This is a genomic window from Pseudomonas fragariae (ex Marin et al. 2024) (assembly GCF_059621105.1).
Map to the genome: position 1 here is coordinate 4,850,758 of NZ_CM184369.1, position 22,111 is coordinate 4,872,868.

Consider the following 22,111-nt stretch of genomic DNA (forward strand, 5'->3'; position numbering starts at 1 on the left):
ACAGGGGTGATTAAAGCGCCTGGCGAAATATATCCTGAATCTGCTCAAGATCGGCAGGACGCGGGTTAGTCAGGCCGCAGGCATCTTTCAGGGCATTGCTGGCCAGCATCGTGAAGTCTTCCTCCTTGACGCCCAGCGTAGCAAGACCTGCCGGGATTTCCACGGCAGCCGACAATGCACGAATGGCGTCGATGGCTGCCTGAGCGCCTTCTTCCGGAGAGAGCCCACGGATATTGCTGCCCATGGCGTGTGCAACGTCGGTCAGGCGTGCAGCGCTGACGCTGGCGTTGAAGCGCTGCACATGGGGCAGCAATACGGCGTTGCACACACCGTGGGGCAAATCATAAAAGCCGCCCAACTGGTGCGCCATGGCGTGCACGTAGCCCAGTGACGCGTTATTGAACGCCATGCCAGCCAGAAACTGGGCATACGCCATGTTCTCGCGGGCAGTGATATTGGCCCCGTTGTTGAATGCGTCGCGCAAATTGTTGGCGATCAGCGCCATAGCCTGTAACGCACAGGCGTCAGTGATCGGGTTGGCAGCCGTGGAGACATAGGCTTCGATTGCGTGAGTCAAGGCATCCATGCCAGTGGCGGCAGTCAGCGACCTGGGCATGGCGACCATCATGTCGGGATCATTCACGGACAGCAGCGGCGTGACGTTGCGGTCGATGATCGCCATTTTTACGTGCCGGGCTTCGTCGGTAATGATGCAGAAGCGGGTCATTTCACTCGCGGTTCCGGCGGTGGTATTAATGGCAATCAATGGCAACTGCGGTTTTGCCGAACGGTCGACGCCCTCATAATCGCTGATATGCCCCCCGTTGCTGGCGCACAGGGCAATACCTTTTGCACAGTCGTGAGGCGAGCCACCGCCCAGCGATATGACGAAATCGCACTGGCGCTCCTGCAACAGGGCCAGGCCGTTCTCGACGTTGGCGATGGTCGGGTTGGGCCGGGCACCGTCGTACACAACCGAGTCAATGCCCTGCTCCACCAACAGCCCGGCGACCTGACTGGCTACTCCGGCCCTGGCAAGGCCAGCATCCGTGACGATCAGAGCCTTGCGAAATCCGTATTTGCGTATGGCGAGCATGGCTTCGTCAATGCAGCCAGTGCCGATGATGTTCACAGCGGGGATGAAAAAAGTGCTGATCATGACGGACCCTCGAGGGTAGCGCGGATGCTGGGGTGATGAGCCAAGCATCCGCCTTGCGCGAGGTACAACCATTGATCCAGCGCAACGAAGCAGTCAAACGCCAGACCGTTGGTCGCAGACGCTTCGGCCACTGCGCACAGGACGGCTATTTTCAGCCAATAAAGCCGTCGCTCTTGAGCAGCGTTTCCAGGCAATGCTCGCTGAGGCCGTAGAACGTCTTGAGCTCCTGAATGCGCGCCAGTAACTGAGCCGGATCGACCGGCTCGGCACGCTTGACCGCGAGGATCATCTTGTTCTTGTTGGTATGCTCCAGCGAGATGAACTCGAACACTTTGGTCTCGTAACCGCATGCTTCCAGCAATAGCGCGCGCAGGCTGTCGGTGACCATTTCTGCCTGCTGGCCCATGTGCAGACCGTATTGCAGCATCGGTTTCAACAGCGTCGGGCTCTGGATCTGCAAGCGGATCTGTTTGTGGCAGCACGGCGAGCACATAATGATCGAGGCGCCGGAGCGAATGCCCATATGAATGGCGTAGTCTGTCGCGATATCACAGGCGTGCAGCGCAATCATCACGTCCAGCGCGCTGGACGCCACTGTACGCACGTCACCCTGCGCAAAGGTCAGCCCCGGATGATCGAGCTTCGCCGCCGCCTCGTTGCACAGCGTGACCATGTCTTCGCGCAGTTCGACACCGGTCACCTGCCCTTGCGCCTGCAAGGTGTTGCACAGGTAGTCGTGGATGGCGAAGGTCAGATAACCCTTGCCTGAGCCGAAGTCCGCAACCTTGATCGGCTGATCGAGCTTGAGCGGCGATGAGCTCAGTGCATGGGAAAACACCTCGATGAACTTGTTGATCTGCTTCCATTTGCGCGACATGGCCGGAATCAGCTCATGCTGGCGATTGGTCACACCCAAGTCAGTCAGGAATGGCCGGGTAAGCTCCAGGTAGCGTTTCTTCTCGCGGTCATGCCCGGCCGAAGGAGCCTGGCGCTCCTGCTGAGCCTTGCTTTTGAACAGCGTCGTCTTGCCCTTCTTGCTGAACTCCAACTGCACCTCGTCGGTCAGCGACAACAGGTGCGCATTCTTGAAGGACGCCGGAATCAGGCTGGCAATGACAGCCACCGCTTCAGCAAGCGAAAAATTCTTGGTGATGTCACGAGTCTTGTAGCGATACACGAAGCTCAGGCACGGTTGTTCCTTGACGGTCAGCGGCTTGATGATGATCCGCTGCAAGTCGGCTTCGCTGCCCACGTATTTGGCCAGGACCAGCTTGATCAGCGAGTTCTGCGACAGGCTGATGTCCAGCAGGCCAAGGAACTGCGCGAGGTGATCGGTCGCAGCGATGGGTGACGTGGAGGTAATGACTGACATTGAAAATGTGCCTCAAGCGTCCCGTCCGGGACTCGAAAAATCAGACCGGCATTTTAGGCGCGTCGGCACGTCAAGGGCACCCTTATTTTTCAGAGACTACGCGGGCTGTTAGTGCGGTCCTACACACCATTGCGACACGCACATGATCGGTAAAACAATCTCTACCGACAACAGCGAAGCATTGCTTGCGCCGTATAAAAACACCTTTATAGTCGTTGTGGCTGATTACAGATAATCAGATAAAAGTTCTGGAGCCTTTTGCTCCGGCAGAATAAACCGCACAAGGAACGTGCCTTATGTTGAGTCAAGCAGCACTGCTGGAAAACGACACACTCGCGCGGGTCACCTTAAAACCCGTAGAGTATTTGAACCTTATACTTGATGATGAAAAAAAGGGTGGCCGTGGCGCCGCGCTTATTTTGACCAAAGAAGACATTCTTAGTCTGAAACGTTACGAACGACACGCCCTTAACATCCCCACGTCACTCGCTCGCGTCGAACAGCAATTGGGTTTTACAACCAGTAGCATTCCCGGGCTTGAGCCTAAAGACATGCTGGTGACTTACAAGGCAATCCACAACCACGGCAAAAGCTGGCTGGGTATCGAGGACGCCATCAAGCGCAGCGGTTTCACCATTGACCTGTTTGCCGCACACTTCTCGGATCAGGGTCGGCAGATCATCAGTTACATTGAAAAAATGGACTTTGCCAGGCAGCTGGGTCTGACCGTTGTCGATCTGACCCTTGAAGAGGTCCGCGATACATCGCCCACGCCACTGGGGCAAACCGACCAGAAGGTCTGTATCACGCTGGCCCAGTTCCTGAAAGAAACCGCGTCACAAATAAAGAACCATCAGCACGCTGCCAGCACGTTGGCGCAACACATCGATACCTTCAGCACCGTCCTGAGCGTTCAACTCATTCCCGGCATCAACGATAAGGTAAAACTGGCAAAGCGCTCTGATCTGGACCAGCAGATCAGCGAACTGGAAAAAGACATCGAACAGCTGACCGTCGATATAGAACACAAGAACAAAGAATATAAGGCAGCCATAACCAATATTGCCTGGGGTGGTTTCGGAGGGCCCATCGGGGTTGCTATCACGGGAGGTATTTTTGGCGCCCAGGCGGAAAAAATCCGGAAAGAAAAAAACCGGATGATCGCCTCCAAGAACCTCAAGGTTCAGACCCTCAAGGAAAAAGTTCCGTTGGCCGCCGCCGTACGCAGCCTGCAGATACTCTTCGAGGATATGAATATTCGCATGATGGACGCTCATCAGAGTGCGACCAATCTGAAAGACCTATGGACCCTGCTGGCGGCATACATTGACAGCTCTGCAGATGAACTGGCAGCGATCAGCGACGATCAGGCACTGCTGATTTTCGCTATACGGTTTCAGGCCGTAGTCACACCGTGGCTGGAAATAAAAAGCATGACCGCCCAGTTACTGAAGCTGTTTGAAAGTGCGCTGGACCAGTTTCAACACGAACAGCAATCCAGCCTGAAAGGACAATGACCATGAGCACTGAAACCTTGGGTAAGCCGATGGTCCTCACGCCTCCCGATACTGAAATCATGAATGCCGCCAGCCAGAATATTCTGGCCCAGGTGAATACGTTGAAGCTGGACTTTCTGCCGGCGATGAAAGAAAAAATGCTGTCGCTTCAAAACGCATTGACGCGTGCAGACAACGCCTATCGTGAAGCGCTGGCCGATATCACTGTGCAGTTGAATAACGTGAACCTGCAGCCGATTGATCTGAGGCAACAGCACATTGAAGCAGACGCTCGACTCAGCGATAAACAAAAGAAGCAAGCGATCAGCCTGCTGAACGGCGAGCGCATTCGTCTGCTCTCGAATCTGACCGCCGTTTTGCGCAGCAGCGCTCACGCCATTGCCGAGCGCAGCGATGATATGGCGCAAATAAACCTCACGCTGGAAGACAACCGTTTACAGGACATACTCCAGCAACAGATTGACGGCATGACACAACGCTCAGCCGCTTTGGAAAGCGCGATGAGTGTCATCGCTGAAGACCGGCGCCTGCTTGACACAACGATCAAGACCTATGAAAAGTACAACCTTGCCGACCTGTTCAAGGACATGCTGCCTACTCAGGAAGAACTGCAGATCGTCACCATGCCATCGCCGGAACTTGCGTTGATCACCGCCGGAATTGCCAGACTCGGAAAACTCCTGGACAAGATCAGCAGCGCCCTGACCTACCTTGACCTTACTGAAGAACGCGACAGACTGAGGTCGCGCTATAACGCACTGCTCGCCGAGTCCCGCACGGTCGCCCAGGAAGCAAAGTCAATCAACGGAAGGCTCGATGAGCTGACCGGGCTCGCTGACATCAGCAAGAGCAAGGCACTTTGGGTCAAAGAGGCCAGGAAGGTTTATCACTCGCTCTACAAATTTCTGGATCAGATCACGTCGCAAGATGACGCTTCTGCACCGATCAGCACGCCTGTCGAAAAACTGAAGACGTACATAAAATCGTTCTACGATATCAGGCGCCTCGTCTGACGCGTCAGCCTTCAATATAAAGGCAGGCGTTGATCCATATCGACACCTGCCTTTTGTTGTTACCCCAGCACCACCAGCCGATTCGGCAATTCATTCCTGCCGTGAGTCACTGGTACATGATCGGCAAGCAGCTCGCCACAGGCATGGATACACCCGAGAAACCCCTGCAAGGTCTGTCCGTCTCTGACCTGCTGGGTAAACACGTCAACCATCGCCTTCCAGGTGTCGTTGTGCAGACGACTGGCAATGCCATGGTCAACCAGGATTTCGACATACCGTTCGGCCTCGCTGACAAACACCAGAATGCCGGTTCCGTCGTGGGTCTTGTGCAGGTTCTGCTCGAGAAACTGCCGACGCGCGAGATTCCCGGCCCGCCAGCGCCGCACCGAAAGCGGCACCAGCAACGCGGAGACCTTCGACAGGCGACACACCAGCGCGACAATAATGAACGTACTCATCTGCGCGAGCATCAACTCGTCCGCGCTCAACCATTGAAGGCAGTAGTTGATCGTGCCCGGCAGCAGCAGGCCGATCAGCCCGGCCCAGATCAACGGCATGTAGGCATAGTCGTCAGCGCGAGCGGCCAGTACCGTGACCAGCTCGGCGTCAGTGCGCTGCTCGACGCGGTCAATCGCTTCGGCAACCTGCCGCTGTTCGTCTTTGTTCAGTAAAGCCATGGTTCCCTCATTCCGAATCAATCAACTACCAGTTGCCTGAAGCACCGCCACCGCCGAAGCGTCCGCCACTGCGATCGGCGACTCTTTCACGTGCGGGCCGGGTGGCGCCGCCCCGTCTGACACTAATGATTACAATCCCCAGCACGATGAGGGTCAACACGATACCGATCAGCCAGACCTGGTCGTCATCGGGCTGCTCGTCATAGTCGGACATCTGCCCTGTCGGCTCGGGATAATCGGGTATCTGCCCACCCAATGCCGCGATGACCGCGCGCGTACCGCGCTCTATGCCGACGGCAAACCGGTTGTCGTCAAACTCGGGGGTCATCAGCATGTCGATGATCAGAGACGCCTGGGCGTCATTGAGACGGTCCTTCAGCGCACCGCCGACCTCCATGAACACCTTGCGCTTGTCGCGATAGACCACCAGCAGAACACTGTCATCCTTGCCGTGCAGCCCCAGGCCCCAGGCGTCGCCGAGTCGAGAGCCGAACTCTTCGATGCTCGAGCCCTGCAGATCAGCGAGGGTCACCACCACTACCCGCTCCCCGGTCGCCTTTTCATGGGCGCTCAGAAGTCTGGCCAGACGAACCGTAGTCTGGCTGTCGAGCATCTGTGCGGCATCCACCACACTGCCGGTCATCGGCGGAAAAACCAGTGCTGATGGCTCTGCCTCGGCCCGCAATACCCCTCCCAACAGCATCACCATGTACAGCATCCACTGTGAAACAGACTTCAAAATCCAGACCTCCGGTGTTTTTTTGAATCCATTGAAACGACACGCCTTAGCCAAAACACAAGTTCCCCGGCATAATCCACCGCCAACACCTGGTGCGTTCACTATTTGATCGAACAGGGTCTGTACAAAAATCAATCAAACCGCCATTTTCGTACACACCCTGGGGAGACTTCGTACAGTCAAGCGGATAGCAACTATCCTTGCATCACGTACGAACCATAACGCCAAAGGTCCATAACCCAAAAACTGGCTGTCGGACATTAAACGCGAGTTACTGACAAAAGCCTTGAGAAATCATTCATGAATAAGCTGTGTTTATTAGGTTTGCTGGTCGGTATGGCCAGTCAGTCGGTGATGGCCCAGACCGCTGCCGCCACGGACAATACAACGCTTCAGGCCAAGAATGCCTTCATCGGCAAACTCATGAAACAAATGACTCTGGACGAAAAGATCGGTCAATTGCGACTCATCAGTATCAGTTCGGAAATGCCACAGCCGCAAATTCTCAAGGAAATTGCCGCCGGACGAATCGGCGGTACGTTCAACTCCATTACCCGTTCGGAAAATCGTCCGCTGCAGGAAGCCGCAGTCGCCAAAAGCCGTCTGAAAATTCCGATGTTTTTTGCCTACGACGTGATTCACGGTCACCGGACGATTTTCCCGATCAGCCTGGGCATGGCCGCCAGCTGGGACATGGACGCCATCGCGACGATGGCCCGGGTCTCGGCCAAAGAAGCCAGTGCCGACAGTATCGACATGACCTTCGCGCCCATGGTGGATATTTCCCGCGACCCTCGCTGGGGCCGCAGCTCCGAAGGCTTCGGTGAAGACACCTACCTGGTGTCACGCATTTCCGATGTGATGGTCAGGTCCTTCCAGGGCAAGAACGTCGCAGCCAATGACAGCATCATGGCCGCCGTCAAACACTTCGCCCTGTATGGCGCGGTAGAAGGCGGGCGCGACTACAACACCGTGGACATGAGCATGACGCGCATGTACCAGGACTACCTGCCGCCGTACAAGGCCGGCATCGATGCCGGCGCCGGCGGCATCATGGTCGCGCTCAACTCGATCAACGGCGTCCCGTCGACCTCCAACAAATGGCTGATGCAGGACCTGTTGCGCAAGGACTGGGGCTTCAAGGGCGTGACCATCAGTGACCACGGCGCGCTCAAGGAGCTGATCGACCACGGCGTGGCCAAGGATTTCCGCGAGGCCGCCAAGCTGGCTATCAAGGCGGGCGTCGACCTGAGCATGAACGACGCGGCCTATGGCGAGCAGTTGCCCGGGCTGGTGAAAGACGGCGAGGTTTCCATGAAGGAAATCGACAGCGCCGTGCGTGAAGTGCTGGGTGCCAAGTACGACATGGGCCTGTTCGCCTCGCCTTACGGTCGCATCGGCGTTGCCGCCGATGACCCTGCCGACACCTATGCGGATGACCGCCTGCACCGTGCCGAAGCTCGCGATGTGGCGCGCAAGACGCTGGTGCTGCTGAAAAACCAGAACGAGACATTGCCACTCAAGAAGCAAGGCACCATCGCGGTGATCGGCGGACTGGCGCAAAGTCACCTCGACATGCTCGGCAGCTGGTCGGCAGCCGGTCGTCCCAACCAGTCGGTGACAGTGTATGAAGGGCTGGCCAACGCGGTCGGCGACAAGGCCAAGCTGGTTTACGCACGCGGTGCCAACGTCAGTGACAATGAACACGTCCTCAACTACCTGAACTTCATGGAGAAGGAAGTAGAGATCGACCCGCGTCCGGCGCAGGAAATGATCGACGAAGCGGTCAAGGTCGCCGAGCAGGCCGATGTGATCGTTGCCGTGGTCGGTGAGTCGCGCGGCATGTCCCATGAATCGGCCAGCCGCAGCAGCCTGAACATTCCGGGCAAACAGCGCGACCTGATCAAGGCGCTCAAGGCCACTGGCAAACCACTGGTGCTGGTGCTGATGAATGGCCGTCCGCTGGTTCTGGTCGACGAACAGGAACAGGCCGACGCCATGCTCGAAACCTGGTTCCCGGGCACCGAAGGCGGCAATGCAGTGGCTGACGTACTGTTCGGCGACTACAACCCGTCGGGCAAGCTGGCCATGACATTTCCGCGCTCGATCGGTCAACTGCCGGTCTACTATGCGCACCTGAACACCGGCCGTCCGTATCACGAAGGCAAGCCAGGCAACTACACCTCGCACTATTTCGAGGAGCCCAATGGCCCGCTGTTCCCGTTCGGTTATGGTCTGAGCTACACCCAGTTCGACGTCTCGGACATCACGTTGTCGGACGCCAGCATGACGCGCAAAGGCAAGCTCACTGCCAGCGTGACCGTGAAGAATACCGGCAAGGTTGCCGGTGCTACCGTTGTGCAGCTGTATCTGCATGACGTAGCGGCGTCGATCAGCCGTCCGGTAAAGGAACTGAAAAACTTCGAAAAAGTGATGCTTGAGCCCGGAGAAGAAAAAGTCGTGACCTTCACCCTCAGTGAAGACGATCTGAAGTTCTACAACACTGAGCTCAAGCACGTGGCGGAACCTGGCGAATTCAAGGTCATGATCGGCCTGGACTCCGAAGCTGTGAAAGAAGCGACCTTCAATCTGTTGTAACCCCTGCGCATGGCGCGTTCGTGAGCAGTCGCTCGGGAACGCGCCAACAGGGTCCGATCAGGCTGCGACATGACGCTCAAGCATCGCTACTGGCGCATTACCCTGTACGTGCTGCTGATTCTGGCCGGTGCAGCCCTGTGCGCCGGGCTCGCGATGCGTCAGGCGCAGCGTCACGCAATGTCTGAAGATGCCGCGCGTGCCGAAGGACAACTGGCACTGTATGCCAATACCCTGCACACCCTGATCGAGCGCTACCGCGCCCTGCCCTCCGTTCTGGCACTGGACCCGGAAATTCGTGCCGCGCTGAGCGGCCCGGTAACCGGTGAAGTACAGAACGCACTCAACCTCAAGCTGGAAAAAATCAACAACGCGGCTCATTCGTCGACGCTGGAGTTGCTCGACCTGCAGGGTCTGGCGATTGGCGCGAGCAACTGGCGCACGCCCAACAGCTATGTCGGTCACAACTACGCTTTTCGACCCTACTTCCTGCAGACCCGCGCCAAGGGTACCGGGCGCTTTTATGCGGTCGGGGTGACCACCGGAATTCCGGGGTACTTTCTGTCCAGCGCGGTGTTGAATGATACCGGTGGGTTCATGGGGGCGATGGTCGTCAAGCTGGAGTTCCCCAGCCTCGAGCAGGAGTGGGATAAGGGCGGCGACCTGCTGCTGGTCAGCGATGAGAAAGGCATCGTGTTTATCGCCAATCAACCAGGCTGGCGCTATCGCGAGCTGCAGCCGATCTCGGTGGAAGACCGTGCCACCCTGTTGCGCACCCGCCAGTACGACAAGCAGGTATTGTCACCGCTGCGCAGCCGGGTCATCGACAGCTTCAGCGAAAACAGCCATTTGAGCCGTGTCGACGGCCCGGACGGCACCACGGACTATCTCTGGCAGTCGCTGCCACTTGCGGACGAGAACTGGACCCTGCACCTGTTGCGCAAGCCGCCCGCGTCCAGCGAGGATGTGCGCAACGCAGGACTGGCCGCCGCAGGCATCTGGCTGGCGCTGGTATTTCTGAGCCTGTTTCTCTATCAGCGCTGGCGACTGGCGCGACTGAGGGAGCGCAACCGGGATGAACTGGAGCGCCTGGTGCAAGAGCGCACACGCGATCTGCACACCGCGCAGGACGGTCTGGTGCAGTCGGCCAAACTCGCGGCGCTGGGGCAGATGTCGGCAGCGCTGGCCCACGAAATCAACCAGCCGCTGACCGCCCAGCGTATGCAGCTGGCGACCCTGCGACTGCTGCTCGATCAAGGCCGCATCGATGAAGCCTGCAAAGCGCTGGTTCCCGTCGATCAGCAACTGACACGTATGGCCGCCTTGACCAGCCATTTGAAGACCTTCGCACGCAAGAGCCCCAGCGGCCTGCGCGAGAGGCTGGACCTGGCCACGGTGGTCGATCAGGCCTTGCTGTTGCTCGACCCGCGCCTGCGCGAGGAACACGTCGACTGCATCCTGCATCTGGCACGCCCGGCATGGGTGCGCGGCGACGCCATCCGCCTGGAGCAGGTGCTGATAAACCTGCTGCGCAATGCACTGGACGCCATGCGCGAGTGCCGCTCCAGGCGCCTTGAAGTGCGTATCGACGCCCTCGACAATCAGTGGCGGCTCAGCGTCAGGGACAACGGAAGCGGGATCGCTGCGGAAAATCTGCCCAGCATTTTCGATCCGTTCTTCACCACCAAACCGGTAGGCGATGGTCTGGGCCTTGGCCTGGCGGTGTCGTACGCCATCATTCATGAACTGGGCGGACAACTGACGGCGCAAAACCATGCGGACGGCGCCGAATTCTGGTTCAGCCTGCCCAACGACTTTCTGGAGGCCTGACCCGGCATGTTGAATTCGGTCATCGTGGTAGACGACGAGGCGCCCATTCGGCAAGCCGTCGAACAATGGCTGACGCTGTCGGGGTTCGAGGTGCAAGTCTTCGCCCGCGCCGAAGAGTGCCTGGCGCACCTACCGGAACACTTCCCGGGCGTCGTGCTGACCGATGTGCGCATGCCAGGCATGAGCGGTCTGGAGCTACTGACCCGGTTGCAAGACGCAGACCGCGACCTGCCGGTCATCCTCCTGACCGGTCATGGCGATGTGCCGATGGCCGTGGAGGCGATGCGCGAAGGGGCCTATGACTTTCTGGAAAAACCCTTCAGCCCGGAAACCCTGATCAGCAACCTGCGGCGCGCCCTCGAGAAACGCCAACTGGTGCTGGAAAACCGCCGCCTGCATGAGCAGGCCGATGCCAGAACCCGCCTGGACGCCACGCTGCTCGGCGTATCGCCCGGCATGCAGACACTGCGCCGCCAGGTGCTGGAACTGGCGCAACTGCCGGTCAATGTGATCATTCGCGGGGAAACCGGCAGCGGCAAGGAACTGGTCGCTCGCTGCCTGCATGATTTCGGGCCGCGCGCCGCCAGACCTTTTGTTGCACTCAACTGCGCGGCCATCCCGGAGCACCTGTTCGAAGCCGAGCTGTTCGGCCACGAAAGCGGCGCCTTCACCGGCGCGCAGGGCAAACGCATCGGTCGTCTGGAGTATGCCGACGGCGGCACGGTGTTCCTTGATGAAATCGAGAGCATGCCGATGGCACAGCAGGTCAAGCTGCTGCGCGTTCTGCAGGACAAGCGCCTTGAGCGGCTGGGCTCGAATCAGAGTATCGACGTCGACCTGCGAATCATTGCCGCGACCAAGCCTGATCTTCTCGAAGAAGCGCGTGCCGGGCGCTTCCGCGAAGATCTGGCCTATCGCCTGAACGTTGCCGAGCTGCGCCTGCCGCCGCTGCGCGAGCGTCTTGAAGACATCGCGCAACTGTTCAGCCACTTCGCCCGCGCCGCCGCCGAACGCGTGGGCCGGGAGGCGCCCGCGCTGGATGCAGCGCGCCTGAGCCTTTTGCTCGGCCATGACTGGCCTGGCAACGTGCGCGAGCTGGCCAATGCCGCCGAGCGGCAGGCGCTGGGTCTGGAGCAGGCCCTGCCGCAACCTGATACTCAATGGCAGGGACATTCATTGGCGGCGCGTCAGGAAGCCTTCGAAGCACAATGCCTGCGCGCTTCGCTGGCCCGTCATAAAGGCGACATCAAGGCGGTGCTCAATGAGCTGCAACTGCCTCGAAGGACGCTGAACGAGAAGATGCAGCGCCATGCTCTGGTACGCGAAACGTTCCTCGAATGAGGGCTGCGCAGATTCCGTACAGCTTGTTCCGGCGATAACCGAACATTTCCTGCAGCGCCGGGTCTGCATACTGTTCACGGCTATATGAGGTCGTGATGGCTGGATACTTATGAGGCATAATGACATCATGCCCGCATGGCATTCAGCTCACTTTGACAGTCCGAAAGATGGGGCATTTTCTACCGTGAATACTCCCCTCGACCTCCCATTGGGAGGCGGCGAAATGGGTCGGTTTATCCGAGAGACGGACTGGTCGACGTCCGCGCTGGGACCTAAGCAAGCATGGCCCGCAGCGCTACTGTCTTCAATGAATCTGATGCTCAATTGCCCTGACAGCATGTACCTGCTCTGGGGCCCGGACTACACCCTGTTTTTCAATGACGCTTACGCTCAGGTCCTGCCCATCGCGGCAGCACAGGCGCAGGGGCAGCCCATTGCCTCGGTCTGGGGCGATGCCTGGGAAGCCGTGCGGCCGCTCGCCGAGCTGGCACTGGCCGGACAAAGCCGCCGCTCCGACAATATTCAGCGCACCATCGTGCGCAATGGCAAGCCCGAGCAGACCTGGTGGTCGCTCTCCTACTCGCCGCTGTATGGCGATAGCGGCCTGATCGAGGGCGTGTTCTGCCGTGTCAACGAGACCACCTTGCAGGTCATGGCTGAAGCACGTCAGTCGGAAAACGAAGCGTTCACGGACCGTGTGCTGTCGAGCATCAACGACTGCATCAAGGTGCTGGACCTGGACTCGCGCCTGACCTTCATGAGTGAGGGCGGTCAGCGGATCATGGAGGTCAGCGATTTCAACGCGATTCGCGGCTGCCCCTGGCCTGACTTCTGGCAGGAACAGGGCAATCTGGACGCCATCGCGGCAGTCGAAGCGGCCAGAGCGGGTCAGAACGCCAGTTTTACGGGCTCGGCGCGAACCCTGGCCGGCACCACCAAGTGGTGGCACGTGCAGGTCAGCCCGATTTTCGGCAAGGATGGCAAACCGGAGAAGATCCTCTGTGTGTCCAGGGACATGACCCAGCTCAGAGACGCTGAAGAAGCCCTGCTGTCGCTCAACGAGACGCTCGAGCAGCGCGTGGTCGAACGCACCCAGGACCGTGATCGCATCTGGCGGCTGTCGACCGACCTGATGCTGGTGGCGCAGTTCGACGGGATCATCTCGGCAGTCAATCCGGCATGGACGCAAGCCCTCGGCTGGTCGGAAGAACAACTGCTCGACAGCCAGTTTCTGGCACTGGTGCACCCTGAGGACGTGGACAGTACGCTGGCCGCCATGAGCGGGCTGGAGAACGGCCGCACCATCCCGCACTTCAAGAATCGCTATCGCCATCAGGACGGCTCGTACCGGACCATCTCCTGGACGGCCGTGCCGGACAAGCAATTCATCCATGCCGTCGGCCGTGACATTCAGGCCGAGGAAGAGGCCAATGAAGCGCTGCGGCTTTCACAGGACGCCCTGCATCAGGCGCAGAAGCTGGAAGCCATTGGCCAACTTACCGGCGGCGTAGCGCATGACTTCAATAATCTGTTAACGGTGATCCGCTCCTGCAGCGACCTGCTGAAGTCGCCAAACCTCGAAGAGCATCGTCGCGTCAAATACGTCGAAGCCATTTCCAGCACGGTGGACCGGGCCGCGCGCCTGACCGGACAGTTGCTGGCGTTTGCCCGCCGTCAGGCCTTGCAGCCGGAAGTGTTCGATGTGTGCAAAAGCGTGGCGCGCATTGGCGAGATGATGGACACGCTGACCGGCGCGCGGATTCAGGTCAGCATCGACCTGCCTGCCGAGCCGTGCTTCATCTTCGCCGATGGCAGCCAGTTCGATACTGCGCTGGTCAACATGGTGGTCAACGCCCGCGATGCGATGTCCGGCGCGGGGCGGCTGGTCATCAAGGTTGAATGTGCTGCCTGTCCTGCCGACGATCAACCCGCTTCACTCGGCGAGGGTGACTGTATAGAGGGTGACTATGTAAAGGTATCGCTGACCGATACCGGCGCCGGTATTGCCAAGGAGAAGCTGGGCCTGATCTTCGAACCGTTCTATACCACCAAGAGTGTCGGCCAGGGCACCGGGCTGGGTTTGTCGCAGGTATTCGGTTTTGCCAAACAGTCGGGTGGTGAAGTGCTGGTTGAAAGCGAGCTGGGCAAAGGCAGCCGCTTCACGCTGTGCCTGCCCAGCGCACAAAATCACGAAGTCGTCCAGGAAGACCATCGCCACACCCTCACCCCGTTGCCCGGGCTGTGCGTGCTGATGGTCGAGGATAATCAGGACATCGGCACCTATACCCGCCCCATGCTTGAGCAACTGGGTTTTCAGGTACTCTGGGTGAGCAGTGCCGCCGAAGCGCTGAAAGAGCTTTCCGGCAACCCGGAAAACTTCCATGTGGTGTTCTCGGATATCGCCATGCCGGGGATGAGCGGCCTGGAACTGTACGCCGAAATCGAAGCGCGCTATCCGTGGATGCCGGTGGTTCTTACCACCGGGTACAGCACTGAGTTCGCGACGATCGCTCAGGACGAAACACAGCGCTTCGACCTGTTGCAGAAACCCTACTCCAGAGACGATCTGGCGGCGATTCTGCACAAGGCGGTGAGTCGTAGCGGCGAACACTGAGGGGATGGATTCGCATCAATTCATCACGCCAGCGGATTCACTGATGCCTGATACGCATGAGTGAATCCCGGCACTTCCGACGCATAAAACCAAGACAACACCGGTTGCCTTGATTCAGAATCACGCAAAACATCGCAACACTCTTAGAGCAGGGAGCATTTTCGAGATGATCGTCGGTATTGATCTGGGCACCACCAACAGCCTGGTGGCTGTATGGCGCGACGGCAGCAGCGAGCTGGTGACCAACGCATTGGGAGAAACACTTACCCCCAGCGTTGTCGGGCTGGACGACGACGGGCAGATTCTGGTCGGCAAGGCAGCCCGCGAACGCCTGCAGACCCACCCGGAAAAAACCGCCGCCCTGTTCAAGCGCTACATGGGCAGCGCCCAGGAAATTCGCCTCGGCTCTGCTACTTACCGCCCCGAAGAGCTGTCCTCGCTGGTGCTCAAAAGCCTGAAGGCTGATGTCGAGCGCGCGTTTGGCGAGCCGGTCACGGAAGCGGTGATCAGCGTTCCGGCCTATTTCAGCGACGCTCAGCGTAAAGCCACGCGTATTGCCGGAGAGCTGGCGGGCCTCAAGGTCGAGAAGCTCATCAACGAGCCGACAGCGGCGGCACTTGCGTATGGCCTTCACCAGAAGGAAGGCGAAACCTCGTTTCTGGTCTTCGATCTGGGTGGCGGGACCTTCGACATCTCGATCCTCGAACTTTTCGACGGCGTGATGGAAGTACGTGCCAGCGCGGGCGACAACTTTCTGGGGGGTGAAGATTTCGATCAGGTCATGGTCGAGCACTTTGTGAACCTGCACCGCGATGAGCCGGACTTCCCGTCAACGGAGCTGATTGCCCCGGCCTTGCGGCGCGAAGCCGAGCGGGTGCGCAGGGCTTTGGGCCAGGACGCAAGTGCCGACTTCGTATTGCGTCACGCCGACAGGGAATGGCGAAAGACCATTACTCAAGAGCAGATGAGCGATTTTTATGCGCCCCTGCTCAACCGCCTTCGCGCGCCGGCCGAGCGTGCGCTTCGAGACGCGCGGATACGCGTCGCCGATCTGGATGAGATTCTGCTGGTGGGCGGCACGACGCGCATGCCGTTGATCCGCAAGCTTGCCGCGAGCCTGTTCGGGCGCTTCCCTTCCATTGCTCTCAATCCCGATGAAATCGTCGCTCAGGGCGCAGCGGTGCAGGCGGCACTCAAGCACCGGGATGCAGCGCTGGAAGAGATCGTCCTCACCGATGTGTGCCCTTACACGCTGGGGATCGAGACCATCACGCAAGTTGGCAATCGCTATGAAAGCGGTCACTACCTGCCCATTATCGAACGCAATAGCGTCGTACCGGTCAGCCGGGTAAAAACAGTGCAGACCGTCAGTGATGATCAAGAGCACGTTATGGTGCGGATCTTTCAAGGCGAAAGCCGTATGGTCAAGGACAACATCGCCCTGGGCGAGCTCATTATCCCGATCCCCAGGGCGAAGGCCGGCGAAGTGGCGCTGGATGTGCGTTTTACCTATGACAATAACGGCCTGCTGGAGGCCGACGTGATGACACAGCTGACCGGGGAACGTCACAAGCTGGTCATCGAAAACAACCCTGGCGTGATGACGCCTGATGAAATACAGGAGCGCCTTCAGGTACTCGAAGCACTCAAAGTCCATCCGCGCGAACAACAGGCCAACACTCATCTGATCGCCAGACTTGAACGCCTGTATCAGGAATGCCTGGGCAGCGATCGAGAACTTATCGATCACTGGACCACCCAGTTCCAGCATGTGCTGGAGACGCAGGACGAGCGGCAGATCAGCGAAATTCGCAAGCAACTCAAACAGGAAGTCGACACGTTCGAGCAGGGCGCAAGATGATCGACTGTTGGTCAGTACTTGAGCTGAATAACGATGCCGACGAGCGCAGCATCAAACGCCAATATGCCCGGTTACTGAAGGTCAACCGTCCTGATGAAGACCCGGTAGCCTTCCAGAATCTGCGTGATGCCTATGAAGAGGCGCTGCAGCGGGCACGATCACGCGCAGATGAAGACGACCAGCCTGTCATGCTGCGCCAGCCCTTGCCTGAGCCCTCGCCTGCACCGCTTCCGACAACGACCGTTATCGAGCAGCCCGATGGCATGGACTGGCTTCAACAGGTCAGGCAAACCACAGCGCAGAACCTGCTCGAGCAACAGCAGCTCGCCATGGAGCATGGACAGGCCGAGCGCTTTCAACAACTGTTGCTGCTGGAGTGCCTGAACGACTCGGCGCGTCGTGTCGAGTTGATCAAAGCTGCATTTCAGCATCTGCGCTGGCTGACGGTATGGCAAAGCATTCACATCAGCAGCTACCAGCAGCACGCCTTGGCCGAGGCGATATTGCGCGAGGCGTTCGAAGCATTCAGCGCACTCATCGAGAGCGGGCAGCATGCACGCTTCATTGAAGAACTTCAGACGCTGGAGCAACAGCCCTGGCTGACAGAGCTGGAGCGTCGCGAGCATTTGCAATGCAGGTGCATGGTGTTGCTGATTGCCAGCCACCCTGTGACCTCTGACCTGCTGGAACAGACGCGCGCGGTATTTGGCTGGAACCTGCAGCAAAACCTTCACCCCGGCCCGGAAGACCTCTGGCAGGCGCTGCGCCATCGATACGAAGAAGTGGAGTACGCCGAGCATCTGCAACGCCTGCTCGACGCCAAACCGAGCACTGCCGAAGGCAAGGCCGCGCACTTGATGTTCAAGCCGCCACGTCTGGCCGCGCGGATCCGTACCGCGGTCAAGCAAGACGCCTCGGTGTGGAACGCCTGCGCGCATATTCAGGAGCAGTTGACCGTCCACTACCCCGACATCCTCAAGCGCTACCCCGAAGCAGACCTGAACGCCTGGAAACTCATGCGTGAGCAGAGCGATTTCACGCCGCTCATCTGGGTCTACATCGGCGCTTTTCTGCTGGCGTTGCTGGCCCCTCCGCTAGCGCCTGAAGGGGTGGAATACAATCCGGGAACGCGGGTCGTCGCGCTGTTCCTGACATCGCTGTGGACAACCGTCGGCTTTTTCATCTTCATCTGCGTATGGCGTCCGCTGATGGTTCTCGCAGAGCCTGCCGATGCCTGGCTGAGCAGCAAGTTACTGCCCAAGGTGCTGAGCTGGCCCGGTGCCCAGGCGCTGGTCTTGCGGCATGGCCTTCCGTTTTTGTTTCTGGGCCTTGTCCACGTGCTTGACGGCCCGCGCACGCTGCTGGCTTATCTGCTGCTGGCGGTGCTGTGGGTCGCCCTGTCGCCTTATCGCTACCTGTTTCAGACGGCGCCTGCCCGGCAGAAGATTCGGCAGTTTTATGCAAGGCACACAGTCATGGTGATCATCGGCACGCTGAGCATCGTCATGGCGGCGCTGTTGATCTCCTCTAAACTGAGCGCTTGAGCGGTCTTCTGTCGGCAATCGACCAGAACACCCTACGGCGAGCGCTCCCATCGGCAAGAATCCGCTTATCCCAATCGGGCAGATAAGCGGATTCTTGCTCATCAAAGTCGTCCTACCGCTCTAGAACAAGCCTTCATGGTCTGGCACAGCTCCTGCTATGTAACGGGCAGGGCATCGAATGCCTCCTTCCAAAAATAATGAAAACAAGGAACACCATGGAAACCTCCAATCCCGCCTCTCATGGGTCGGCTGCTACTGCCGCTGGCCAGAAAACCACCTCCAGCCGTCTCAAATCGATTTTCAGTGGCTCGGTCGGCAACATGGTCGAGTGGTACGACTGGTACGTCTACGCCGCCTTCTCGCTGTACTTCGCCAAAGCCTTCTTTCCCAAGGGCGACACCACTGCCCAGTTGCTCAACACCGCCGCGATTTTTGCCGTCGGCTTTCTGATGCGGCCCATCGGTGGCTGGCTGATGGGGCTGTACGCCGACTATAAAGGCCGCAAGGCTGCACTGATGGCCTCGGTGCTGCTGATGTGCTTCGGCTCGCTGATCATTGCCCTGACACCGGGCTATGAAAGCATCGGCGTCGGTGCTCCGATCCTGCTGGTGTTCGCCCGCTTGCTGCAGGGCCTGTCTGTCGGCGGTGAATACGGCACGTCCGCCACCTACCTCAGCGAAATGGCCACCAAGGAACGTCGTGGCTTCTTCTCCAGCTTTCAGTACGTCACGCTGATTTCCGGCCAGCTCATCGCGCTGGGCGTGCTGATCGTTCTGCAGCAGACGCTGACCACCGAGCAGCTGTATGCCTGGGGCTGGCGCATCCCGTTCGTCATCGGCGCCCTGTGCGCAATCGTCGCGCTGTTCCTGCGTCGCGGCATGGAAGAAACCGAGTCGTTCACGCGCAAGAAGAAGGAAAAACCCAAGGAAAGCCTGATGCGCACGCTGATGCGTCATCCCAAGGAACTGATGACCGTCGTCGGTCTGACCATGGGCGGGACGCTGGCTTTCTACACCTACACCACTTACATGCAGAAGTATCTGGTCAACACCGTCGGCATGAGCATCACCGACTCGACGTCGATATCAGCGGCGACACTGTTTCTGTTCATGCTGTTGCAGCCGGTCGTTGGTGCGCTGTCCGACAAGGTCGGGCGTCGTCCGATCCTGATCGCGTTCGGCGTACTGGGAACGCTGTGTACCGTACCGATCCTGACCACGCTGCATACCATTCAGACATGGTGGGGTGCGTTCTTCCTGATCATGGCGGCATTGATCATTGTCAGCGGCTATACCTCGATCAACGCAGTGGTGAAGGCCGAGCTGTTTCCGACCGAGATCCGTGCGCTGGGCGTCGGTCTGCCTTACGCCCTGACGGTATCGATCTTCGGCGGCACTGCGGAATACATCGCGCTGTGGTTCAAGAGCATCGGGATGGAAACCGGTTACTACTGGTACGTCACTGCCTGTATTGCCTGCTCGCTGCTGGTGTATGTGTTCATGAAAGACACCCGCAAACACTCGCGTATCGAAACTGACTGATCGGATTGCGACGATTCTCGTGCCCAGGCTCCGCTCTCATCGTTATATACAGATCTCGTGGGAGCGAGCTTGCTCGCGAAGAGGCCGGTACAGCCTCCAGAAATAGAGCGTTATGACTGACTCTTCATGAGCAATGGGGATCGCCGCCCCGTTCACTCCATTTTTTGGGCTTATCGAGACGTGTGTATAACGCTGAGGACTCCGCGCAGGCAGAAGAGTCATTCAGGCTCACTTACAACGATCAATAGCATCGCCCGCATTGATACATCAGCCGCTCCAAAACAATCAATTACATCCGGGACCTGCAACAGAGTGTTACAGGGCGGTGCGTTATTTAGCCGAATTTCAGCAATAACTGCCTGAATAAACTGAACTTTAAATTTGTCAAGAGCCTTTATTACAAGACTTTTCAGGAATTGCACCACAATAATGCAACACCGCCTGCAAGGCCCGAAACCAGAGCATTACAGACAACTATCATTTTCAGCGATGATCGCTAGCAATCCTATTAACTTCTTAATAATCCGCTGGCGCGTAGCATTGCCTCCATACCGGGATGACAACTCACCCGACACTCATTGGAGACATCATCATGAAAACCAACACACTGATCTTTGGCCTGGCTATCTCCGTTCTGGCTTCCAGCGCATTTGCACTTCCAGCCACCCACGTTCAAAGCGACCTGTCCAGCGCCACCCTCGTTGCTGAAGGCGGTACCAAACACACTAACGTAGGCTCGATCCGCGTATCGGCTGACGGCGCAGATCACGTCGGTGCCAACCGTCTCGCCGCTGATGGCGCAGACCGCGTCGGTGCCAACCGTCAGGCTGCCGATGGTGCAGACCACGTCGGTGCCAATCGTCTTGCTGCAGACGGTGCAGATCGCGTAGGCGCCAATCGTCTGGGCTGATCGCTCACGCAACACCCCCAAAGCCCGGCCGATGTCGGGCTTCTTCATGTCTGGCTCAGGATGAAACACACACGCCCCTCTGGCATCCTCTGCAAATGCGCAGCACTATGCTGACATCCACTATTGAGCCCATCAGGAACCGAGCATGTCAGACGCTATTCACTCCTACGAGCCATCCAAGGGTCACGGCCTGCCGCACGACCCGTTCAACGCGATTGTAGGCCCACGCCCGATTGGCTGGATTTCGTCGCAGGATGCCAACGGCAAACTCAACCTGGCACCTTACAGCTTCTTCAATGCGTTCAACTACGTGCCGCCGATTATCGGGTTCTGCAGCGTGGGCCGCAAAGACAGCCTCAATAATATCGAGCAGACCGGCGAGTTCGTCTGGAACCTGGCGACCCGCTCGCTGGCCGAAGCCATGAACCAGAGCTGCGCACCGGTGGCGCCGGACGTCAGCGAATTCGAGCTGGCAAACCTGACACCACTGGCCTCGCAGATCGTATCGGTGCCGCGCGTACTCGAAACGCCAGTGTCGTTCGAGTGCAAGGTCACGCAGATCATTCAATTGCAACGCGCCGACAAGGAACTGGTGCCCAGCTGGTTGATTCTCGGCGAGGTGGTGGCGGTGCACATCGACAAGTCACTGCTCAAGGACGGCGTTTACGATACCGCCGCCGCCGAGCCGATTCTGCGCGGCGGCGGCCCGGCGGATTACTTCCAGCTCGGCCCGGAAGCGCTATTCAAGATGTTCCGCCCAGGCGCCTGATCAGGCGTCAGCCCAGACCGGTTCGCCCTCTGCATCAATATCGACCAGCCGCTGCAGCTCTTGCACAGCGGCCAGGTCGGCATCATCGGCGGTCTTGAATTTCTGGTCCGGCAGCAGCGCATGGAAGCGCGGTGCGCCGCCGGCGCCCAGCGCCTTTACGGCAATCGCCGCGTTATAACCCTGCTCGGACGGCATCACTGCCGAGACCACTTCAAACCCGTTGTATTCCTTGCGTGCCATGTCTCTCAACCCTGCCAATACGTCTAAGCGCGAATTCTAGCGCGTCTTTCGGCTCGTCCGACACGCGGCATGCAGCGATAAGGCAGCCGACGCAAAACCCAACCTTGTCCTACACTCTAATCAGTCCTTTCAAACTGCTCTGTAGCCGAGGTAAGGAGTGCGTCATGAAAGCAATAACAAGAAAGTGCATGGTTGTCGCAGGTGCTCTGGCGGTATTGGCTGTATACGGCGCCGGTGCCTATCGTAACGAACTGGCGCGCCAGGCCCCCTATGTCTCCAGCTGTACGTTTGGCCATTGCGTGCCAACCGATGCAACCTTCAGCGCCTTGCGATGAGGCGCGCACAGCGTGAATTGCATCGCCATTGCGCAAAGGCAGCTATCGATTAGC

17 protein-coding genes are annotated in these 22,111 nt (G+C 58.6%); 12 read left to right on the forward strand and 5 right to left on the reverse strand.

Annotation, left to right across the window (positions count from 1 at the left end; all coding sequences use genetic code 11):
* Positions 1-10 precede the first annotated feature (10 nt).
* Both yiaY and AC54XV_RS21010 read right to left on the reverse strand, forming a co-directional pair.
* Entirely contained in the window at positions 11-1,159 is a 1,149-nt protein-coding gene (gene yiaY, locus AC54XV_RS21005) for an L-threonine dehydrogenase (RefSeq protein ID WP_496717211.1), read from the reverse strand.
* Between the two features lie 151 nt (positions 1,160-1,310).
* Entirely contained in the window at positions 1,311-2,531 is a 1,221-nt protein-coding gene (locus tag AC54XV_RS21010; RefSeq protein WP_024642875.1) for a class I SAM-dependent methyltransferase, read from the reverse strand.
* Positions 2,532-2,827: 296 nt separating this feature from the next.
* Between AC54XV_RS21010 and AC54XV_RS21015 the strand changes: the two genes are divergently transcribed.
* Together AC54XV_RS21015 and AC54XV_RS21020 are read left to right on the forward strand one after the other, a co-directional pair.
* A complete protein-coding gene (locus AC54XV_RS21015; RefSeq protein ID WP_003406231.1) occupies positions 2,828-4,048 on the forward strand; it encodes an alpha-xenorhabdolysin family binary toxin subunit A in 1,221 nt (406 codons plus the stop codon).
* A complete protein-coding gene (locus AC54XV_RS21020; RefSeq protein ID WP_003406239.1) occupies positions 4,045-5,061 on the forward strand; it encodes an alpha-xenorhabdolysin family binary toxin subunit B in 1,017 nt (338 codons plus the stop codon). The genes AC54XV_RS21015 and AC54XV_RS21020 overlap by 4 nt, the downstream gene beginning before the upstream one ends.
* A 59-nt stretch (positions 5,062-5,120) precedes the next feature.
* Here AC54XV_RS21020 and AC54XV_RS21025 read toward each other — a convergent pair whose 3' ends face one another.
* Together AC54XV_RS21025 and AC54XV_RS21030 are read right to left on the reverse strand one after the other, a co-directional pair.
* Positions 5,121-5,738, reverse strand: a complete 618-nt coding sequence (locus tag AC54XV_RS21025) for a TPM domain-containing protein (RefSeq protein ID WP_003406246.1) — start codon at positions 5,736-5,738, stop codon at positions 5,121-5,123.
* A 25-nt stretch (positions 5,739-5,763) separates the two neighbouring features.
* Positions 5,764-6,447, reverse strand: a complete 684-nt coding sequence (locus tag AC54XV_RS21030; RefSeq protein ID WP_058399071.1) for a TPM domain-containing protein — start codon at positions 6,445-6,447, stop codon at positions 5,764-5,766.
* 330 nt (positions 6,448-6,777) lie between these two features.
* Here AC54XV_RS21030 and bglX point away from each other — a divergent pair, with 330 nt between their 5' ends.
* The 9 genes from bglX to AC54XV_RS21075 all read left to right on the forward strand — a co-directional run bounded on the left by bglX (position 6,778) and on the right by AC54XV_RS21075 (position 21,482).
* Entirely contained in the window at positions 6,778-9,075 is a 2,298-nt protein-coding gene (gene bglX / locus AC54XV_RS21035) for a beta-glucosidase BglX (RefSeq protein ID WP_058399066.1), read from the forward strand.
* A gap of 69 nt (positions 9,076-9,144) precedes the next feature.
* Positions 9,145-10,902 (forward strand): sensor histidine kinase, encoded by a 1,758-nt coding sequence (locus AC54XV_RS21040; RefSeq protein ID WP_011268779.1) that lies wholly within the window; start codon positions 9,145-9,147, stop codon positions 10,900-10,902.
* Positions 10,903-10,908: 6 nt separating this feature from the next.
* On the forward strand, positions 10,909-12,243 hold the full coding sequence (locus AC54XV_RS21045) for a sigma-54-dependent transcriptional regulator (RefSeq protein ID WP_058399065.1): 1,335 nt from the start codon (positions 10,909-10,911) through the stop codon (positions 12,241-12,243).
* Between the two features lie 223 nt (positions 12,244-12,466).
* Positions 12,467-14,857, forward strand: a complete 2,391-nt coding sequence (locus AC54XV_RS21050; RefSeq protein WP_080396055.1) for a PAS domain-containing protein — start codon at positions 12,467-12,469, stop codon at positions 14,855-14,857.
* A gap of 166 nt (positions 14,858-15,023) precedes the next feature.
* Complete coding sequence (locus AC54XV_RS21055) at positions 15,024-16,718, forward strand: molecular chaperone HscC (RefSeq protein WP_003406277.1); 1,695 nt, start codon at positions 15,024-15,026, stop codon at positions 16,716-16,718.
* Positions 16,715-18,262: a J domain-containing protein gene (locus AC54XV_RS21060; RefSeq protein ID WP_058399064.1), complete on the forward strand. Its 1,548-nt coding sequence runs from the start codon at positions 16,715-16,717 to the stop codon at positions 18,260-18,262. Before AC54XV_RS21055 ends, AC54XV_RS21060 begins: the two co-directional genes overlap by 4 nt.
* Positions 18,263-18,477: 215 nt before the next feature.
* Positions 18,478-19,803 (forward strand): MFS transporter, encoded by a 1,326-nt coding sequence (locus AC54XV_RS21065; protein WP_003363806.1) that lies wholly within the window; start codon positions 18,478-18,480, stop codon positions 19,801-19,803.
* 592 nt (positions 19,804-20,395) lie between these two features.
* Positions 20,396-20,713, forward strand: coding sequence for a hypothetical protein (locus AC54XV_RS21070; protein WP_011268785.1), 318 nt, complete (start codon positions 20,396-20,398; stop codon positions 20,711-20,713).
* Positions 20,714-20,858: 145 nt separating this feature from the next.
* Positions 20,859-21,482: a flavin reductase family protein gene (locus AC54XV_RS21075; protein WP_003406312.1), complete on the forward strand. Its 624-nt coding sequence runs from the start codon at positions 20,859-20,861 to the stop codon at positions 21,480-21,482.
* Here AC54XV_RS21075 and AC54XV_RS21080 read toward each other — a convergent pair whose 3' ends face one another.
* A complete protein-coding gene (locus AC54XV_RS21080) occupies positions 21,483-21,722 on the reverse strand; it encodes a hypothetical protein (protein ID WP_003406313.1) in 240 nt (79 codons plus the stop codon). It abuts the gene before it with no gap.
* A 164-nt stretch (positions 21,723-21,886) separates the two neighbouring features.
* Here AC54XV_RS21080 and AC54XV_RS21085 point away from each other — a divergent pair, with 164 nt between their 5' ends.
* A complete protein-coding gene (locus tag AC54XV_RS21085) occupies positions 21,887-22,057 on the forward strand; it encodes a hypothetical protein (protein WP_162885101.1) in 171 nt (56 codons plus the stop codon).
* Positions 22,058-22,111: the final 54 nt, after the last annotated feature.

What these genes read in the sequence shown, in the direction of transcription:
- AC54XV_RS21080 (WP_003406313.1), bottom strand. Translation starts at nt 21,722, where the DNA reads ATGGCACGCAAGGAATACAACGGGTTTGAAGTGGTCTCGGCAGTGATG.
- yiaY (WP_496717211.1), bottom strand. Translation starts at nt 1,159, where the DNA reads ATGATCAGCACTTTTTTCATCCCCGCTGTGAACATCATCGGCACTGGC.
- AC54XV_RS21065 (WP_003363806.1), top strand. Translation starts at nt 18,478, where the DNA reads ATGGAAACCTCCAATCCCGCCTCTCATGGGTCGGCTGCTACTGCCGCT.
- bglX (WP_058399066.1), top strand. Translation starts at nt 6,778, where the DNA reads ATGAATAAGCTGTGTTTATTAGGTTTGCTGGTCGGTATGGCCAGTCAG.
- AC54XV_RS21015 (WP_003406231.1), top strand. Translation starts at nt 2,828, where the DNA reads ATGTTGAGTCAAGCAGCACTGCTGGAAAACGACACACTCGCGCGGGTC.
- AC54XV_RS21045 (WP_058399065.1), top strand. Translation starts at nt 10,909, where the DNA reads ATGTTGAATTCGGTCATCGTGGTAGACGACGAGGCGCCCATTCGGCAA.
- AC54XV_RS21025 (WP_003406246.1), bottom strand. Translation starts at nt 5,738, where the DNA reads ATGGCTTTACTGAACAAAGACGAACAGCGGCAGGTTGCCGAAGCGATT.
- AC54XV_RS21020 (WP_003406239.1), top strand. Translation starts at nt 4,045, where the DNA reads ATGACCATGAGCACTGAAACCTTGGGTAAGCCGATGGTCCTCACGCCT.
- AC54XV_RS21040 (WP_011268779.1), top strand. Translation starts at nt 9,145, where the DNA reads ATGACGCTCAAGCATCGCTACTGGCGCATTACCCTGTACGTGCTGCTG.
- AC54XV_RS21050 (WP_080396055.1), top strand. Translation starts at nt 12,467, where the DNA reads ATGGGTCGGTTTATCCGAGAGACGGACTGGTCGACGTCCGCGCTGGGA.
- AC54XV_RS21075 (WP_003406312.1), top strand. Translation starts at nt 20,859, where the DNA reads ATGTCAGACGCTATTCACTCCTACGAGCCATCCAAGGGTCACGGCCTG.
- AC54XV_RS21055 (WP_003406277.1), top strand. Translation starts at nt 15,024, where the DNA reads ATGATCGTCGGTATTGATCTGGGCACCACCAACAGCCTGGTGGCTGTA.
- AC54XV_RS21060 (WP_058399064.1), top strand. Translation starts at nt 16,715, where the DNA reads ATGATCGACTGTTGGTCAGTACTTGAGCTGAATAACGATGCCGACGAG.
- AC54XV_RS21070 (WP_011268785.1), top strand. Translation starts at nt 20,396, where the DNA reads ATGAAAACCAACACACTGATCTTTGGCCTGGCTATCTCCGTTCTGGCT.
- AC54XV_RS21085 (WP_162885101.1), top strand. Translation starts at nt 21,887, where the DNA reads ATGAAAGCAATAACAAGAAAGTGCATGGTTGTCGCAGGTGCTCTGGCG.
- AC54XV_RS21030 (WP_058399071.1), bottom strand. Translation starts at nt 6,447, where the DNA reads ATGGTGATGCTGTTGGGAGGGGTATTGCGGGCCGAGGCAGAGCCATCA.
- AC54XV_RS21010 (WP_024642875.1), bottom strand. Translation starts at nt 2,531, where the DNA reads ATGTCAGTCATTACCTCCACGTCACCCATCGCTGCGACCGATCACCTC.